General features: G+C 65.4%; 14 protein-coding genes. 6 read left to right on the top strand and 8 right to left on the bottom strand.

Annotated elements, in window-relative coordinates; translation table 11 throughout:
• Positions 1-39 precede the first annotated feature (39 nt).
• Together ACLEJP_RS13100 and ACLEJP_RS13095 are read left to right on the top strand one after the other, a co-directional pair.
• A complete protein-coding gene (locus ACLEJP_RS13100; RefSeq protein ID WP_440806972.1) occupies positions 40-1,374 on the top strand; it encodes an OprD family porin in 1,335 nt (444 codons plus the stop codon).
• Positions 1,375-1,678: 304 nt separating this feature from the next.
• A complete protein-coding gene (locus tag ACLEJP_RS13095) occupies positions 1,679-3,169 on the top strand; it encodes a diguanylate cyclase domain-containing protein (protein WP_440806969.1) in 1,491 nt (496 codons plus the stop codon).
• Here the strand turns inward: ACLEJP_RS13095 and ACLEJP_RS13090 are convergent.
• A complete protein-coding gene (locus tag ACLEJP_RS13090; RefSeq protein ID WP_440806967.1) occupies positions 3,166-3,642 on the bottom strand; it encodes a ferritin-like domain-containing protein in 477 nt (158 codons plus the stop codon). The two genes, ACLEJP_RS13095 and ACLEJP_RS13090, sit on opposite strands and share 4 nt — an antisense overlap.
• Positions 3,643-3,844: 202 nt before the next feature.
• On the opposite strand from ACLEJP_RS13090, the gene ACLEJP_RS13085 reads away from it, so the two are divergent.
• The gene (locus ACLEJP_RS13085) at positions 3,845-4,066 is read left to right on the top strand and encodes a DUF3820 family protein (RefSeq protein ID WP_289134240.1); all 222 of its coding nucleotides are present in this window, start codon (positions 3,845-3,847) and stop codon (positions 4,064-4,066) included.
• 59 nt (positions 4,067-4,125) lie between these two features.
• On the opposite strand, the gene ACLEJP_RS13080 is transcribed toward ACLEJP_RS13085, so the two are convergent.
• The 3 genes from ACLEJP_RS13080 to ptsP are packed head-to-tail and all read right to left on the bottom strand — an operon-like array spanning position 4,126 to position 9,662.
• The gene (locus tag ACLEJP_RS13080) at positions 4,126-5,865 is read right to left on the bottom strand and encodes a PTS fructose-like transporter subunit IIB (RefSeq protein ID WP_440806965.1); all 1,740 of its coding nucleotides are present in this window, start codon (positions 5,863-5,865) and stop codon (positions 4,126-4,128) included.
• Positions 5,862-6,809, bottom strand: coding sequence for a 1-phosphofructokinase (pfkB, locus tag ACLEJP_RS13075; protein ID WP_440806963.1), 948 nt, complete (start codon positions 6,807-6,809; stop codon positions 5,862-5,864). The genes ACLEJP_RS13080 and pfkB overlap by 4 nt, the downstream gene beginning before the upstream one ends.
• The gene (ptsP, locus tag ACLEJP_RS13070; RefSeq protein ID WP_440806960.1) at positions 6,810-9,662 is read right to left on the bottom strand and encodes a phosphoenolpyruvate--protein phosphotransferase; all 2,853 of its coding nucleotides are present in this window, start codon (positions 9,660-9,662) and stop codon (positions 6,810-6,812) included.
• Between the two features lie 284 nt (positions 9,663-9,946).
• Here ptsP and cra point away from each other — a divergent pair, with 284 nt between their 5' ends.
• A complete protein-coding gene (cra, locus tag ACLEJP_RS13065; protein ID WP_225780446.1) occupies positions 9,947-10,942 on the top strand; it encodes a catabolite repressor/activator in 996 nt (331 codons plus the stop codon).
• Positions 10,943-10,944: 2 nt separating this feature from the next.
• Entirely contained in the window at positions 10,945-11,721 is a 777-nt protein-coding gene (locus ACLEJP_RS13060; protein ID WP_440806957.1) for a TatD family hydrolase, read from the top strand.
• Between the two features lie 57 nt (positions 11,722-11,778).
• Here the strand turns inward: ACLEJP_RS13060 and ampE are convergent, their stop codons facing one another.
• From ampE to ACLEJP_RS13045, 3 genes are all read right to left on the bottom strand, one after another.
• Positions 11,779-12,609 carry a regulatory signaling modulator protein AmpE gene (gene ampE, locus ACLEJP_RS13055; RefSeq protein WP_440806955.1) on the bottom strand — a complete coding sequence of 277 codons (831 nt, stop codon included), beginning with the start codon at positions 12,607-12,609 and terminating at the stop codon, positions 11,779-11,781.
• A complete protein-coding gene (gene ampD / locus ACLEJP_RS13050; protein WP_440806954.1) occupies positions 12,606-13,178 on the bottom strand; it encodes a 1,6-anhydro-N-acetylmuramyl-L-alanine amidase AmpD in 573 nt (190 codons plus the stop codon). Before ampD ends, ampE begins: the two co-directional genes overlap by 4 nt.
• Before the next feature lie 88 nt (positions 13,179-13,266).
• Complete coding sequence (locus ACLEJP_RS13045) at positions 13,267-15,426, bottom strand: DUF1631 domain-containing protein (protein ID WP_440806953.1); 2,160 nt, start codon at positions 15,424-15,426, stop codon at positions 13,267-13,269.
• A 243-nt stretch (positions 15,427-15,669) separates the two neighbouring features.
• Between ACLEJP_RS13045 and nadC the strand changes: the two genes are divergently transcribed.
• Positions 15,670-16,518, top strand: a complete 849-nt coding sequence (gene nadC, locus ACLEJP_RS13040) for a carboxylating nicotinate-nucleotide diphosphorylase (RefSeq protein WP_170028295.1) — start codon at positions 15,670-15,672, stop codon at positions 16,516-16,518.
• A gap of 125 nt (positions 16,519-16,643) precedes the next feature.
• Here nadC and trxB read toward each other — a convergent pair whose 3' ends face one another.
• The gene (gene trxB, locus ACLEJP_RS13035; RefSeq protein ID WP_440806950.1) at positions 16,644-17,606 is read right to left on the bottom strand and encodes a thioredoxin-disulfide reductase; all 963 of its coding nucleotides are present in this window, start codon (positions 17,604-17,606) and stop codon (positions 16,644-16,646) included.
• Positions 17,607-17,716 lie beyond the last annotated feature (110 nt).

The following is a 17,716-nucleotide window of genomic DNA, read 5'->3' as shown; positions in this document are numbered from 1 at the left end:
AAAAACTGCCCCACCGCCCGACCCAAGGAGCTAGTACCGGTGCCTTCCGCGTTTCGTTTTACCCCGCTGTTCATTGCGTTGACTGCAACGATCCCTTTCGCCGCCCAGGCAGATGAAGACAAGGCTGATGGCTTCATCGAAGGGTCGTCCCTCAACTTGCATTTTCGTAATGCCTATTTCAATCGCGACAATCACAACGCCGGCGTGCGTGACACCCGCGAGTGGGGCCAGGGCGCGGTGGCGCGCTTCGAGTCGGGCTACACCCCGGGTGTGCTTGGCGTTGGCCTGGATGCCCACGCGATGCTGGGCCTGAAGCTCGATGGCGGTGGCGGCCACGCCGGCACCAGCATCCTGCCCGAGCACATCAAGGACGACGGCGAGCTGGGTGCAGCGCCGCATTCGTTCTCCACTGCCGGGGCCGCGCTCAAGCTCAAGGCGTTCGACACCGAACTCAAGGCGGGTGACCTGTTCCTGACCAACCCGGTGATTGCCGGCGGCGAAAGCCGCATGCTGCCGCAGACCTTCCGTGGCCTGAGCCTGACCAATACCAGCATCGACGGGTTGCTGCTCGAAGGCGGCCAGGTGAGCTTCACCAAGCCCTACAACCAGAGCGGCCACCGCCGCATCGACAGCTACTACGGCGCGCTGGACGAACACGACAAGAGCAAGCACCTGAACTGGGCCGGCGCGGCGTGGAGCGGTACTCCGAACATCACCGCCAACCTGTATGCCGCCGAGCTGAAGGACATCTGGAACCAGTACTACGCTGACTTCGACTACACCTACGTGGTCAATGACCTGGTCAGCCTGAACCCGGGCGTGCATTTCTATCACACCCAGGACACCGGCCAGGCGCTGCTGGGCAAGATCGACAACAATACCTACAGCGTGCACTTCACCGTCAACGCCGGGAACCACAGCGTCACTGCCGCCTACCAGCGGGTCAATGGCGACACGCCGTTCGACTACATCAACCTTGGCGACAGCATCTACCTGGACAACTCGCGCATGTACTCGGACTTCAACGCGCCGAACGAGCGCTCGTGGAAGCTGCAGTACAACTATGACTTTACTGGCATGGGCGTCCCGGGCTTGACCAGCACGCTGTCGTACTCGCGCGGTGAGGCCGACCTGACCAAGGCCACTCAGGACACCAGCCACTACGACTACTACCGTGCCGACGGCAAGAATGCGATGCACTGGGAGCGTGACCTGGATGTGAAGTACGTGTTCCAGGAGGGTGACCTCAAGGATTTGTCGGTGCTGCTGCGCTATGCCGTGCACCGTGGCAGCCAAGGTTATGCCTCGATCGACAGCAACAGCGACAACGATGAATTGCGGGTGATCGTCGATTACCCGTTGAACGTGTTCTGATTCGAAACCGCCAGCGAGGGCCTTGCCCTCGGTTCGCCGAGGCGGTGGATGGCACCGGCTCTGCCGGTGATCGCAGCTGAAGCCGCTCCTACAGGTACCGCGTCAACCCGAAACCGGCGCAATTCACACCTGTAGGAGCGGATTTATCCGCGAAGCAGGCGCCGCGGCAACTGTGGAAGCTGGCGTGCCGGCGATGGGCTGGGCTGAATCGCTTGCGTAATTCCGTCGGACAAATCTTGTTCGACAATCCCCACTTCCCTAGAATGTCGCCGCCGCGAATGGCCCTGCCCACGCAGTAGCGAGCATGATCCCCCGACCCCCGCGTTTCGCACTCTACAGGTCACACCCCGAGCTGTTCCTCAACCTGGGCAGTTGCCTTGCCGTGCTCGCCATTGTAGCCATCGTCAGCTACCTGCTGGCCCGTGAGCGCGACAGCGTCGAGCTGTCGGCAATCCGCTCGTCCAACAACATCGTCCAGCTGATCGAAAGCGACATCCTGCGCAACGCCGAACTTTACGACCAGTCCTTGCAGGGGCTGATCTGGGCGGTCGGGCACAAGGAGCTGGCGCAAATACCCGGCCCGCTGCGCCAACGCCTGCTGTTCAACGAAGCCTTCGTCGACCGTAAGCGCGGGGATGTGCTGTGGCTGGACAAACAGGGCAACGTGGTGGGCGACTCCACCAGCAGCGTGCCGCGCAAAGCCAACTTCGGCGACACCGGGGTATTCCAGGCGCACCAGCGCAATGCCAACCTCGGCTTGCTGGTGGGTCCACCATTCAAGGCCCAGCTCGGCGGCCTGGACTGGTGCATCAGTTTCAGCCGGCGCATTTCCGGGCCCGATGGCGAGTTCGCCGGGGTGGCTGCGGGTGCGCTGCGCCTGTCGTACTTCAGCGAATTGTTTCGGCGCCTGGATATTGGCGACGACAGCAGCATCAACCTGCTCAACACGGACGGCCAACTGCTCGCGCGCCAGCCCTCCCGCAAACAGGATCCGCTGATCGGCAGCAACTTCGCCGATCGCCCCAATTTCAAACGCATCCTCAATGAGCAGAGCGGCAGCTTCACCGCCCGCTCCGGCAGCAGCGCAAAGCTGCGCATCTATACCTTCGCGCGCGTCCCGCAACTGCCGTTGATTGTGCTGGTGGCGCATTCGGCCGATGAAGTGTTCCAGTCATGGCGCCGCACCGCGATCATGGTCAGCGTCGCCACCGGGCTCCTGTGCGTGGGTATCCTCTGGCTGACTTTGTTGCTGGGCCGCGAATTGCGCCGTCGACAAGAGGCTGAACAAGGCCTGGAGACCCTGGCCGCCACCGATAGCCTGACCGGCCTGGCCAATCGCCGCCGCCTGGACCAGGTGTTGCGCCAGGAGTGGGCACGCGCCCAACGCAGCCGCAAACCACTGGCAGTGTTGATGGTGGATGTGGACCATTTCAAGGCGTTCAACCAGCGCCATGGCCACGCGGGTGGCGACCATGCCCTGCGCGAGGTGGCCAAGACCATCGAGGCATGCATCCGCCGTCCCGCCGACCTGGCGGCGCGCTATGGCGGTGAGGAATTTCAGGTGGTGCTGCCGGAAACCGATCTCGCCGGCGCGCAGCTGCTGGCCGAGCGCATCCGCGCCTGTGTCGAGGCGCTGGCGCCGTTTGCCGATGACGCCCACTCGGTCACGGTGAGCATCGGCATCGGCCTGTCAGGCACCCAGCACGACCTGGCGGGGGTGCTGGGTGCTGCAGATGAGGCGCTCTACCGGGCCAAGGCCAATGGCCGCAACCGGGTAGAGGGGCCGGTCGATTAGGACCGGGCGCGAGCGGCGTCGCGCAGCGCCTTGACCTGGTCATGGTTGCGCTGCACGCCCTGCAGCTGCTTCTCCACCAGGCCGTAGGTCTGGTCGCTGGCGGTGCGGCCCAGCTTGACCAGTTTTTCCCGGGCATCCTTGTAGGCCTTGAGCGCGTAGTCTTCGCCACGCTCGACCTCGTTCAGCACGGCTTCTTCACTCTTGCCGGTGAGCATGGACTTGAAGTTGACCCAGCCACGGTGCAGGTCACCGCTCAGGCTGGTCGAGGTTTCCGGGTCACCGCCCAGGCGGCGCACCTCGCTCTGCAGCTCGGCTGCAGCGTTGGCGCATTCGCCAGCGCGTTGTACGAAGAAGGCTTTCAGTTCCGGGTTCTTGACATCATCGGCCGATTCGCGAAAACCCTTTTCGCCGTCCTTGCTGTACTCGATCAGGTCGTTCAGTACATCGATCACATCTTTGTTCGGGTTGCTCATGGCAAAACTCCTTGGCAGGTGATTGTCCACCAGAGAGGAGCAGTGATCGTGCCAACCCGCTTCAAAACTAAAAAAATCAGTAATATCAATCAGTTAGATTATCCAGCGTAACGGCGGCAAGCGGCGTTCTGCATGATTGCCGCTTGGGCGCTCGTGCAGATTGCAGTATGGTCGGCGCTCCCTACAGCCAGGTGCGTCGATGATGAAGCCGGAAACCCTCGAACTGCTGGTGACCCGCAGCATGCCGTTTGGCAAGTATCAGGGCCGAGTCATCGCCGACCTGCCGGGCGACTACCTGGCGTGGTTTGCGCGCAAAGGATTCCCGTCGGGGGAGCTGGGCGGGTTGTTGGCGCTGATGCACGAGATCGACCATAACGGGCTGGGCGATTTGCTGGTGCCGTTGCGGCAGAAGCATCGCCGCTAGCCGGCGCCGACCTCTTCGCGGAGAACACCGCGAAGAGGCTGTGCGACCAACCCAGCCCCCTAGCCTTTCGCCGGGGCTACTGCCAGCTCTACTGCTTCGCTCTTCTTGATCAGTGCATACACCACTGCCGTCAGCAGGCTCCCAGCCACGATTGCCAGCAGGTACAGCGCCGCATGGTTGATCGCATTCGGGATCAGCAACACGAACAGGCCACCATGGGGTGCCATCAGCTTGCAGCCGAAGTACATCGACAAGGCCCCGGTCAGTGCGCCCCCGGCGATGCTGGCGGGGATGACCCGCAGCGGGTCCTTGGCGGCAAACGGGATCGCCCCTTCGGAAATGAAGCACAGGCCCAGCGCCAGGGCTGCCTTGCCCGCCTCGCGTTCGCTCTGGGCGAACTTGCGGCGGGCCAGCAAGGTGGCAATACCCAGGCCGATCGGCGGCACCATGCCCGCGGCCATGGTCGCCGCCATCGGCGCGTAGCTCGACGAAGCCAGCAGCCCCACCGAAAAGGCGTAGGCGGCCTTGTTGATCGGCCCACCCAGGTCGACGCACATCATGCCGCCCAGCAACAAGCCCAGCAGGATGGCGTTGGTGGTGCCCATGCTGTCGAGGAAGTGGGTCAGGCCTTCGAGCATCGCCGCCACCGGCTGGCCAACCACATAGATCATCACCAGGCCAGTGAACAGGCTGGCCAGCAACGGGATGATCAGGATCGGCTTGAGTGCCTCCAGGCTGCTGGGCAGGCGTGCCCAGCGGGCAATGGCCTTGGCGCTGTAACCGGCGAGGAAGCCGGCGACGATGCCGCCGATGAAGCCAGCACCCAGGGTGCTGGCCAGCAGCCCGCCGATCATGCCAGGTGCCAGCCCCGGGCGGTCGGCGATCGACCAGGCGATGTAGCCCGCCAGCAATGGCACCATCAGCTTGAATGCAGCCTCGCCACCGATCTGCATCAACGCCGCCGGCAGCGTACCCGGCTGTTTGTAGGCTTCGATACCGAACACGAACGACAGCGCTATCAGCAGCCCGCCCGCCACCACCATCGGCAGCATGAACGACACACCGGTCAGCAGGTGCTTGTATACCCCGGTTTTCTCGCCCTTGGCCGGGCCAGCCGCGGCTGCGGCATCGGCGTTGGCTTCCACCTTGGCTTCGGCCAGGGCTTTGTCCAGGGTGGCACGGGCCTGCTTGAGGGCAATGCCGGTGCCACAACGGTAGATCCGCTTGCCGGCGAAACGCGCGGTGGGCACTTCGATGTCGGCAGCCAGCAACACCACATCGGCAGCGGCGATGGCCTCGGCAGACAGAGGGTTGCGCGCACCCACCGAGCCCTGGGTCTCGACGGTAAGCTGGTAGCCCAGTTGCTGCGCGGCCTGTTGCAGCGCCTCTGCGGCCATGAACGTGTGTGCGACGCCGGTCGGGCAGGCCGTGACCGCTACGATGCGTGCACCGGCACTGGTCACCTCGGCCGGCCCGGCTGCCACTGAAGTCAGCAGCTCGGCATTGGCCGCGGCTTCATCGAGAAAGCCCTCGCGGTCGGTCAGGGCCTGGGACGGCGTACTCTGGTAGACCCGCTTGCCGATGAAGCGGGCGAGGTCCACCGGCCCGGTGCTGATCACCAGTACCCAGTCAGCCTCGGCAATCTGCGCGGCGCTCAGTTGCCGCTCAGGGTGCTCGGCGTCCTGCACCTCGACGCTGGTGCTCCAGCCGCGCCGCTGGGCCGCGGCGGAGAGCAGACGCGCGCTCAGCACGCTCGACACCTGGCCGTTGGGGCAGGCGGTGACAATGGCAATGTTCATCGGCAACCCTCTTGTTGTTCTGTCAGTTGCACAGCGGCTTCCAGACGCGCCAGTTGCTCCCGGTCACGGATGCCGAAACCCACCTGGGTCACCGCCTGGGCGGCGATGGCGGTGGCACGGGTCAAGGTCTGTGCCGGGGCTTCGCCCTGCAGCAGACCATGGACCATGCCGGCCACCAGCGAATCCCCCGCCCCCACCGTGCTGGCCACCCGCACCTTGGGTGGGCAGGCATGCATGTCGAGGTTGTGGCTGAACCAGCTGACGCCCTGTTCGCCGGCCGACACCACCACGTGTTCGATGCCGCCGTCCAGCAGGCGCGCGGCAGCGGCACGCTGCTGTTGCGGGTTCTCCACCGCCAGGCCCAGCACTTCGCCCAGCTCTTCGGTATTCGGCTTGACCAGCCAGGGAGCGCTCTGCAAGCCGGCACGCAGGGCTTCGCCGCTGCTGTCCAGCGCGACCTTCAGCCCCAGGGCCTTCAGTCGCTCGAGCAGCTGGCGGAACCACTCGGCACTGATGCCGCGCGGCAGGCTGCCCGCCACCACTACCGCGTCATGCCCGGGAGCGACCTGCGCCAGCAGGCGCAACAAGGCGCTGCGTGCGGCCTCGTCAACTTCCGGGCCCTGGCCGTTGATGTCGGTGACGCGGCCATCGGCCTCGACCAGCTTGATGTTGCTGCGGGTTTCGCCAGGCACGCGGACAAAGCAGTCGGCAAAGCCACGCCACTGGATCAGCGCTTCGAACGGCTGCAGGTTATCGCGGCCAAGGAAGCCGCCAACCGTGACACTGTGCCCGAGGTCGGCCAGTACCTGGGCAACGTTCAGCCCTTTGCCCGCAGCGTGGCTGTGCTGCGCCTGACTGCGGTTGACCTGCCCCGGGCGCAGGGAATCCAGGCCGATGGTGATATCCAGCGCCGGGTTCAGGGTGAGAGTAAGGATCTTGGCCATTCAGTAACGCTCCACCAGCGCGCGAACCGCTGCGGCGCTGTCCTGTTGCAGGGCCTCGCGCGCCAGGGCGCGGGCCGTCTGGTGATCGGCCTGGCGGACCAGGGCCTTGACTTCGGCGATGCTGCGCGCCGCGACGCTGAGTTCGTCCACGTCCAGGCCGAGCAGCACGGCGACCGCCTGCGGGTCGGCTGCCAGTTCGCCGCATACCCCTACCCATTTGCCATGGGCATGCGCGGCGCGCACAGTCATGTCGATCAGGCCGAGCACTGCCGGGTGCAGGCCGTCGGCCTGGGCCGAGAGGCTGGGGTGGCCACGGTCGATGGCCAGGGTGTACTGGGTCAGGTCATTGGTGCCGATGCTGAAGAAGTCGACTTCGCGCGCCAGTTGCGGGGCCAGCAGGGCCGCCGAAGGCACTTCGACCATGATGCCCAGTTGCAGGTCGGCCACCGGGATCTCCGCCCGCAGCCGCTCGACCATGGCCCGCGCTTCGCGCCACTCGTGCACCTGGCCCACCATCGGGAACATGATGCGCAGCGGGCGCTGGTCGGCGGCCCGCAGCAAGGCGCGCAGCTGGTCCTCCATCACCTGCGGGCGCTGCAAGGTCAGGCGCACCCCGCGCACGCCAAGGAACGGGTTTTCCTCGGCAGCGATCGGCCAGTACGGCAGCGGCTTGTCGCCGCCGACGTCGAGGGTACGCACCACCAGCGGGCGACCGTCGAGGCCGTCGAGCACGCGTCGGTATTCCGCCTCCTGGGTGGCCACGTCCGGGGCCTGCGGGTGAGCCATGAAAATCAGCTCGGTGCGCAGCAGGCCCACGCCTTCGGCGCCCTGCTCTACCACCTTGGCGATGCCGCTGCTTTCGCCGATGTTGGCGAACACCTCGATGGCATGACCATCACGGGTGACTGCCGGCTCGAAGCGGTTGGCCCAGGCAGCCTGCAAGCGTTGCTCGCGCAGGTCACGCTCGGCCAGGGCACGTTGCAGTTCGTCTGCAGGCGGCGCCACGCTGACCACCCCGCGCTGGCCATCGAGCAGCAACGGCGTACCGGCCTCCAGCAGCAACATCGCGGCGCCGGCGCCAACCACTGCCGGAATGCCCAGGGCACGCGCGACAATGGCGCTGTGGGCGGTGGCGCCGCCCTGGGCAGTGACGATACCGGCCACGCGGCTCGGGTCGAGCCGGGCGACATCGGACGGGCCGACTTCGGTCATCACCAGGACGTACGGTTGTTCCGGTTCGGGCTGCGCCTGCACGCCACACAGTTGCGCCAGCACACGACGGCCGACGTCGCGCAGGTCGGCGGCACGTTCGGCCAGCAAGGCATCATGCAACGACTCCTGCTGACGGGCAGCCGCCTCGATTACTGCCATCCATGCCGCTGCGGCGCTTTCGCCCTGGGCCAGGCGCTGCTCGACGTCATCGCTCAGCGCCGGGTCGGCGAGCATTTCCTGGTGGGTCACGAAAATCTCGCCAATGGCCTTGTCGCTGCGCTGAACCAGGGCCTGCAGCTCGCGATTCACAGTCGCCAGCGCTTCGCGCAGCTTCTGCCGCTCCTGGACCAGCGACTCGCCGCGCAGCGGGTAGTCGAACTCGCGCTCGACACACAGGTGCGCCGGGCCACTGGCAATGCCCGGGGCAGCCCCCACCCCCTGGACACGGCTACCGACCGGCGGCGCCTGCAGCACTTCGGCGGCAGTACCCGTGGCAGGCGCGTCAGCCTGCGGCAGCGGCTCCACTTCCTCGCCCAAACCTTGTTCGATGGCAGCCACCAGCACCGGCAAGGCGTCGGCGGCGATGCCTGGCTCGGCCAGCAGTTCCAGCGCCTGGCCACGACGGGCACCGAGGCTGAGCAGCTTGCTCAGGCTCTTCACCGACACTGCCGGCTGCGCGCTGTCGACCAGACGCACGCGGATCTCGCCCTCGAAGCCTTTGGCCAGTTGCGCCAGCACCTTGGCCGGGCGGGCATGCAAGCCATGCGGGTTGGCCAGCACGATACGGGCGCTGGGCCAGTCCGTCGGCGCCTCACCGCCCAGCACTTCCAGCACCGCACGGCTGCTGGTGGCCTGGTACAGCGTCTGCCCGCGGCCTTCGATGAGCACTTCACACAGGCGTTCGAGCAAGGCCTGGTGGGCAGCGCCGAGGCTGGCCAGGCAGAACAGGCCGTTGAGCGGCTGGTCGCGGTAGCGCAGTGGCTGTTGCGGGGTGATGAAGGCCAGGCCCGGCTGACGCACCAGGCGCTCGCTGTGCAACCACCACAGACCCTCGCCCAGCGGCAGTGCTTCAGCCTGCTGCAGCACCGCGGCAAACCCGCTGTCGACACACCCGGCCCGCTGCAGCAAGCGGGCGCCGCGCCAGGCCAGTTCGTCGAAGTCCTCCGCTGGCAGGTTCAGGCCGACCAGTTGCGCATCCAGCGCCAGCTCCTGCGGCGCACCTTGCAACAGCTTCAGCAAGGCCTCGGCAGAACCGGCGCGGCGCAGCGCTTCGGCCAGGTCGGTTTCACCCAGGGCGCGGGTCAGCAGTTGCAACAGGCGCAGGTGCTCGTCGGAGCGGGCGGCGATGCCGATGGCCAGGTAGACCATCTGCCCATCGCCCCAGTCCACACCTTCGGGAAACTGCAGCAGGCGCACGCCGGTGGCGTACACCAGGTCGCGCGTCTGCGGAGTGCCGTGCGGGATGGCAATGCCCTGGCCAAGAAAGGTGGAGCCTTGTGCTTCACGGTCCTGCAGGCCTTGCAGGTATCCCTCGGCGACCAGGCCGTCAGCGACCAGCCGATCAGCCAGCAGGCATAATGCCTCGGCCTTGTTGGCGGCCTTCTGGCCCATGGCTATCTGCTCCTTGGCGAGCTCGAGCATGACCTTCTCCTTTTGCAGTTCCCGGTCGGGTACTGGAGTATTGTTGTGAAATCCACAGGAACGGCCAGTTCGACAGCCTTGCACGAATGGCAGCCGAGGCAGAAAATTCGGCAGCTGAAACGTTTAACCTGACCAGGCGGCCACGTTACTCGATAATCTGCCGGGGAAAAAGCCCCATCCTGTCGGACAATTGCGACAATGGTCGTCTGCGCGTGGCGCCGCTGCCGGGTCAAACTACCCGGTCAGGCTTCACAGCCAGCCCCGGTAATAACAAGGAAAATTCGGTGAAACTCAGCGATATCGCCCGTCTGGCCGGTGTGTCCGTGACCACTGCCAGCTACGTCATCAATGGCAAGGCCGAACAACAGCGCATCAGCAACAGCACCGTCGAGCGGGTACGTGCGGTGGTCGAGGCCCATGGCTTCACCCCCAACCCGCAGGCCGCTGGCTTGCGCAGCCGGCACACCCGCACCCTGGGCTTCATTCTCCCCGATCTGGAGAACCCCAGCTACGCCCGCATCGCCAAGCAGCTCGAACAAGGCGCCCGCGCCCGTGGTTACCAGTTGCTGATCGCCAGCAGCGACGACCAGCCCGACAGCGAGCGCCAGTTGCAGCAGCTGTTCCGCGCACGCCGGTGCGACGCACTGTTCGTCGCCAGCTGCCTGCCCCCGGGAGACGACAGCTACCGCGAGCTGCAAGAGAAAGGCTTGCCGGTGATCGCCATTGACCGCCGCCTGGACCCGGCGCACTTCTGTTCGGTCATCAGCGACGACCGCGATGCCAGCCGCCAGCTGGCCGCCAGCCTGCTCGCCACCAGCCCGCGCAGCATCGCCCTGATCGGCGCTCGCCCGGAGCTGTCGGTCAGCCAGGCCCGTGCCGGCGGCTTCGACGAAGCCCTGCAAGGTTATGCCGGCGAAGTTCGCCGCTACCAGGGCGAAGCATTCAGCCGAGAATGCGGCCAGCGCCTGATGCAACAGCTGATCGACGACCTTGGCGGCCTGCCGGACGCCCTGGTGACCACCTCGTACGTGCTGCTGCAAGGGGTGTTCGACACCCTGCAGGCGCGCCCGGCGGACTCCCGCCAGCTGCAGTTGGGTACCTTTGGCGACAACCAGTTGCTCGATTTCCTGCCACTACCAGTGAACGCCATGGCCCAACAACATGGCCTGATTGCCGCCACCGCCCTGGAACTGGCACTGGCCGCGATCGAGGAAAAACGTTACGAACCTGGCGTGCACGCAGTCGGTCGAACCTTCAAGCAACGCATCACAGCGGCCTGAACATGCGCCTGATCGACACCCACACCCACCTCGACTTTCCCGATTTCGACGCCGACCGCCCGCGTCTGCTGGCCAGTGCGGCGGCGCGCGGGGTGGAGCGAATGGTGGTGCTGGGGGTGTATCAGGCGAATTTCCAACGCGTGTGGGACCTGGCTTGCAGCGATCAGCGCCTGTTCGCCGCGCTCGGCCTGCACCCGATCTACCTCGACCAACATCGCCCGGAGCACCTGGCGCAATTGCGCGAGTGGCTGGAGCGCCTGCGCGGCCACCCCAAGCTCTGTGCCGTGGGCGAATTCGGCCTGGACTATTACCTCGAAGGCCTGGACAAGGCGCGCCAGCAAGCCCTGTTCGAAGCGCAACTGCAAATGGCCTGCGACTTCGAGATGCCTGCCCTGCTGCATGTGCGCCGCAGCCACGCCCAGGTGATCGCCACGCTCAAGCGCTACAAGCCGGCGCGGGCGGGGGTGATTCATGCCTTTGCCGGCAGTTACGAAGAAGCCCGGGAATACATCAAGCTGGGCTTCCGGCTTGGGCTGGGCGGAGCCGGTACCTGGCCGCAGGCGCTGCGGCTGCGCAAGACCCTGGCGCGCCTACCGCTGGACAGCGTGGTGCTGGAAACCGATGCACCGGACATGGCCCCGGTGATGTACCCGGGAGAGCGCAACAGCCCGGAGCACCTGCCGGAGATTGCCACGGTGCTGGCAGAGGTCATGGAAGTGGACGTCAGCGAGCTGGCAGAAGCCAGTAGCCGCAATGCGTGCGAGGTGTTTGGCTGGTAGCCGCTGAATCGCCCCTGTCCCGGGATTTCACGCTCCGACAAAGGGACGCGTCTGGCTTCAGGCCAGTACCGTCCACAGGGCAAACCCGGCATACCACAGCACTGCACAGCGCAGCAGCAATTCCCACAGGCTGTCCAAGCGCCCCAACCCACGCTGGTCGTCTTCTTCCTCGGGAATGTCATCGGCAATGCGCCCCACCCGAGCCACCAGGTGCGCGGCGCTGATGTGCCAGTTCAGCAATTCACGCAGCATCACCCGCGTCACCGCGACGAAATTGCCCACCAAGGCAAAGCTCAACGCCAGAACCCGCACCGGCAGCCAGTCCATGGCATGCCGTAGCTGCTCGGCACGTGCCTTCAGCGCCGGCTGCCTGCTGTGCTCACCACACAGCGCCAGCAGGCGGTAGGCCAGCGCTGCACCCGGGCCGAGCACGAAGTACCAGAAGATCACCGCGAAAAAGCCCTGGTACACCTGCCACAACAGGTTGCCCTGAACGCTCACCAGCAGGCTGCGTGAATCGTCGGCGGCCAGCCCCAGGTCGCGCTCTGCCACGTGCAACGCAGCCTGGTCATCGCCCCTGCGCCAGGCATCGCGGAACGGCCCCAGCGATGCCTTGGCATCGCCGCGGCCCAGGCTGTATATCAGCACCAGCAGGTGCACCGGCAAGGCCAGCAGGCCATAGGCCACAGGGTCCAGCACGTGCAACAGCAACACCAGCAATGCGACCGGGGCCAGCACCAGAATGGCCAGCGTCCACCACGGGTGTACCTTGCCGCTACGCTCCAGGCGCACCAGTTCGCCGATGAAGAACCCGTCACGCTGTACCTGATGACGCAAGGCCGAGAACTTTTCGACCCACAGCGCCAACAACAACACCAGAAAACTCATGCCTTGTCCTCGTTGTGCAGCAGCGCTGCGCGGTAACGCGGCCAGTCGAAGGCCGGGCCAGGGTCGCTCTTGCGTTGCGGGGCAATGTCGCAATGGCCCTGGATGCGGTCCAGGCCGATGGCCGGCCAGGCGCGGCGGATATGCCGGGTAAGTTGCTCCAGCACCGCGTACTGGGCATCGGTGTAGGGCAGGTGGTCGGTGCCCTCCAGCTCGATACCGATGGAGAAGTCGTTACAGCCCTCGCGCCCGTCGAAGCACGACACGCCGGCATGCCAGGCACGCTCGAGCAATGACACGAACTGGGTCACCGCACCGTCGCGCTCGACGAACAGGTGTGCCGACACGGTCAGGTGGTTGATGCTGGCGAAATAGGGATGCTCGTCAGGGTCCAGGCGGTTCTGGAAGAACTGCTGGACCTTGCCGGTGCCGAAACAGGCCGGGGGTAGGCTGATGTTGTGGATCACCAGCAGGGAAATCGATTCGCCTTCGGGGCGGGCATTGAAGTTCGGCGAGGGGCAGTGGGTGATTCCGTTTCCGTGGAACCAGCCAGTGGCACGGTCCAATTGCATGAGGCGAATCCTGAAAGTGCCGTGAACAGAGCACCAGTATGCCCTGCGGCCAAGGCCGTTTGCATGTGAATGATTGTAATGTTTACGCCTACAGGCCCCGTGCTTGGCGCAGCTCGTCGAGCACCGCCTCCAGCGCACGCTCGAACAGCAAGCCGTCGTCCAGCACGCGCACCTCGCCCCGGTGCAATGCCTGGGCCAGGCTGGCGGCGTTCCACTCCCGCACTTTCATGCCGGTGCGGTTGGAAAACACCAGCCTGTCGCTGCTGTCGACGCGCGCCACCAGCTTGCACCGCAGCGGCTCATCCTCGTCGAGCACCTCGACCCAGGTACCGATGCGCAGGCGCTGCACCTGGCGCAACGCAGCGGCCTGGCCATGGGCAATGTGCAACGGTGCGCAGGCAGGTTCTTCGGCAATGGCCAGCACGATGTCCTCGGCCACCAGCACTTCACCCAGGCGCTGGCCTTCCCCACCAGGCTGCCCGGTTGTACCTGCGCAGGCCCGCAGGTGCAATTGCTCCAGTTGCAGGAAGAATTCGCGGGTCGCAGCTGAGTCCAGAGCCACGCTGGCCAGGCCATCGCGCAATGCCTTGAGCAGGCCCGGCACCTTTTGCAGCAAGGCTTGTGGCTCCTGCGGCGGGGTGATGCTGGCCAGCAGCGTGTCCATGGTCTGCAACGCGTCCCGCCAGGCCTGGGAAGCCGCGCCCTGCTTGAGCCAGGCCAGCAGCAGTACCTGGCTCCACGACTGCACCAGCATCTGCACCACCACCTGCGGCCACACCTGGCCGCGCAGGCGCCGGTTGAGCGCTTGCTGCACCTGTTGCCTGGCCTGCTGGGCACGGGCACGGCCTTCTTCCGCATCGCGGGTGCGTTGTTCGAGCAGTTCGTTGCGCCGACGCTCGTCCTGGTTGAAGGCCAGGAAGTCTTCAAGCAACTCGGCAAACAGGCTGGTGTCTTCGGCAAAATCATTGAGCAGGCGCTGGATGGTCCGCTCCACCCGCAAGTGCAGGCTGTCGCGCAGGCTGGTGCCGGTGCATTCCCAGCCAATGGCTGCGCCGGCGATCTCGTTGAGCAGCCGCCGGGCCGGATGACTGGCCCGGCTGAACAACCCCTTGTCCAGCAGGGCGACTTTCAGCAGCGGAATATGCAGGCGCACGATCAACGCGCGCAGGCTGGCTGGCAGGTTGTCGTCGTTGCGGATGAACGCGAACAGCAGCCCTACCAGGTTGATCAGGTCCTCGTCGGCCACCTCGATGCGCCGACGGGTGCCGCTGCGCACGCTGACCCGCAACAGCAACTGTTCAAGCTGCTGGCCGAGTTCGAAATCTTCATCTTCGTGGGTAGCCGGCACGTAGTGCTGCAAATGCGACAGCAGGCGCAGCAGGTCGGCGGTGCTGATCGGCTGGGCCGTGGCCACGGCTTGCAGGCGAGGCGCGAACTGCCCGCGCAGCGGCGCCAGCAGGGTTTGCAGCGAGGCGAAGAAGGCCTGCCCTGCCGCGTCCGCGCCGACTTCCTGGCCCAGCTTCGCCGCCCCACGTCGGGCCCGCATGCGCCGGTCCTCGGCGCGCCGGCGCAGGGCCGGCGGCAGCTCGGGCAGCACGCCCGCAGCCGCCAGCAACTGGTTGGCCTCGCCATAGATGATGTCGGCATCGCGCAGTACGTAGCGCTCGAACAGTTTGAGCAGCACCAGTTTCACCCGCAGGCCAACCCCCAGGTTACGTCCTGCCTCGAGGAAGTAGCCACACAAGGCGGCAGGCCCAAGCGGGTTGTGCTGCTCGTACAGGGGGCGGTCGAGCAGTGCCTGCAAGCGCAGGCCCAGTTGCTGCAGGGCGATGCCGTCGCGCGACAGTACCCGCGCGACCATGCCTTCGATCGCGGCGGCGCGCTCTACCTGGGCCTTGCTGCGCAAGTCGCCGGGCTCGGCCAGGTGTGCCAGCAGGTCGACCTGGCCCATACGCGCATAGGCATCGTAGAAGGTATCGAGAAAGCCACGCTCGATGCTCTTGCGCTTCAGGCGCAGGTCGCGCATGGCCTCGAAATAGAGGTTCTGGTCACCGCGGTCGAACGCCTTGTCGGCCATCTCGAAAAGGGTATCGTCAGCGTTGTCGAACAGGTCCTGCAGCCCTTGGCGCAATTGCAAGGCCGCCTTGTCGCGCACCTGCAGCAGCAATACCGGAAGGCAAGGGAGAGGCGTACGCCCCCCTCGATCGATGGTTGCCACCAAGGGCACCACCTTGCCTTCTTTTTGCATCCTGGACTCCTTGCAGGGTGTCTCGCCCTAAGGGGCTGGAGATCGTCAAAGCTATGACGCCAAATACTGGTCGCCATTATCGGCAAAAATCCGTATCGCTGCCAGCGCCGTTTCCACTCGTTGGCTAATGACCCTGATTTGCCTCATTTGCTCAATGCCACTGACCAAAGGTCGCTGCCAGGGCGGCTGTACACAAAAGCCCCCTGCCCTATAATCGCGGGCATCTAGCTTGTGGAGCCGACCATGCCGAACCTACGCCTCGCCGACCTGACCGCTGAAATCGAAGCCAACGTGCGCCGCGCGCTGTTGGAAGATATCGGCAGTGGCGATATAACCGCGCAGTTGATCCCGGCCGAGCGCCTGGCCAAGGCGACCATCATCACCCGGGAAGACTGCGTGATCGCCGGCACTGCCTGGGTCGATGCGGTGTTTCGCCAACTCGACCCGCGCGTGGCGGTGCATTGGCAGGTAGCCGATGGGGAACGCGCCACGGCCAACCAGGCGTTGTTCCACCTGGAAGGCCCGGCACGCTCGCTGCTCAGCGGTGAGCGCAGTGCGCTGAACTTCCTGCAGTTGCTGTCGGGGGTGGCCACCCGTGCCCGCTTCCTCGCCGACCTGGTGCAAGGCACCCAGGTACGCCTGCTGGATACTCGCAAGACCTTGCCCGGCCTGCGCCTGGCGCAGAAATATGCCGTCACCTGTGGCGGTTGCGACAACCACCGCATCGGCTTGTACGACGCCTTCCTGATCAAGGAAAACCACATTGCCGCCAGTGGCGGCGTGGCCGAGGCAGTGGCCGCCGCGCACCGTATTGCCCCGGGCAAACCGGTGGAAATCGAAGTGGAAAGCCTGGACGAACTGCGCCAGGCGCTGGCCGCCGGTGCGGACATCATCATGCTCGACGAGCTGAACCTCGAGGAAATGCGAGAAGCAGTGCGCATTACTGCCGGCAAGGCCAAGCTCGAGGCCAGCGGCGGGGTCAACGAGCAGACCTTGCGCGTGATTGCCGAGACCGGGGTGGACTACATCTCGATTGGTGCCATGACCAAGGATGTGAAGGCAGTGGACCTGTCGATGCGACTGAGCCTGTAATCGAATTGCAGGCAATAAAAAAACCGGCCTGTGGCCGGTTTTTCATGCGACATCCGGGGCGTAGCCATTCTGCAGGAGTGGCCTTGTGTCGCGATGGGCCGCAAAGCGGCCCAGGCATCCCCGGATCAGAACGAGGCGTTGGCCAGACCGTCCAGGTAACGTTCGACGTCCAGCGCCGCCATGCAACCGGCACCGGCCGAGGTGATGGCCTGACGGTAAACGTGGTCAGCCACGTCACCGGCGGCGAACACGCCCTCGACGTTGGTGGCGGTGGCATTGCCTTCACGGCCACCGTTGACCACCAGGTAGCCGTCCTTCAGGGCCAGCTGGCCTTCGAACAGCGAGGTGTTCGGGGTATGGCCAATGGCGATGAACACGCCGTCGACCTTGATTTCGTCGCTGCTGCCGTCGTTGTTCTTCAGGCGCGCACCGGTTACCCCCATGTTGTCACCCAGGACTTCATCCAGGGTGGCGTTGAGCTTGAGCTCGATCTTGCCTTCGGCGACACGTGCATGCAGCTTGTCGACCAGGATCTTCTCGGCACGGAAGGTATCGCGACGGTGCACCAGGGTCACCTTGCTGGCGATGTTGGCCAGGTACAGCGCCTCTTCAACGGCAGTGTTGCCGCCACCAACCACGGCAACCGGCTTGTTGCGGTAGAAGAAGCCGTCACAGGTGGCACAGGCCGAGACACCTTTGCCCATGAACGCTTCTTCGGACGGCAGGCCCAGGTAGCGGGCGCTGGCACCGGTGGCGATGATGAGTGCATCGCAGGTGTACTTGCCGCTGTCACCCTGCAGGGTGAAGGGCTTGTTGGCCAGGTCGACAGCGTTGATGTGGTCGAAGACGATCTCGGTTTCGAAACGCTCGGCGTGCTCCTGCATGCGCTGCATCAGTGCCGGGCCGGTCAGGCCATGGGGGTCGCCCGGCCAGTTGTCGACTTCGGTGGTGGTGGTCAGCTGGCCGCCGGCCTGCATGCCGGTGATCAGCAGCGGCTTGAGGTTGGCCCGGGCGGCGTACACCGCGGCGCTGTAACCGGCAGGGCCGGAACCGAGGATGATGACGCGCGAATGACGTACTTCAGACATGTCGAACTCCTGTCGAGCGGGCCGCATGGGCCGGCATCGTGTGCGCCGGCTGCGCCAGCTGGAATTTAAAAAGGACCCACGCAGCACTTGGGGAAGGCTACTACGCGCAG

This window comes from Pseudomonas sp. SMV7 (assembly GCF_052041995.1).
Classification (GTDB): domain Bacteria; phylum Pseudomonadota; class Gammaproteobacteria; order Pseudomonadales; family Pseudomonadaceae; genus Aquipseudomonas.
This window is presented reverse-complemented; position numbering and strand designations above follow the sequence as displayed.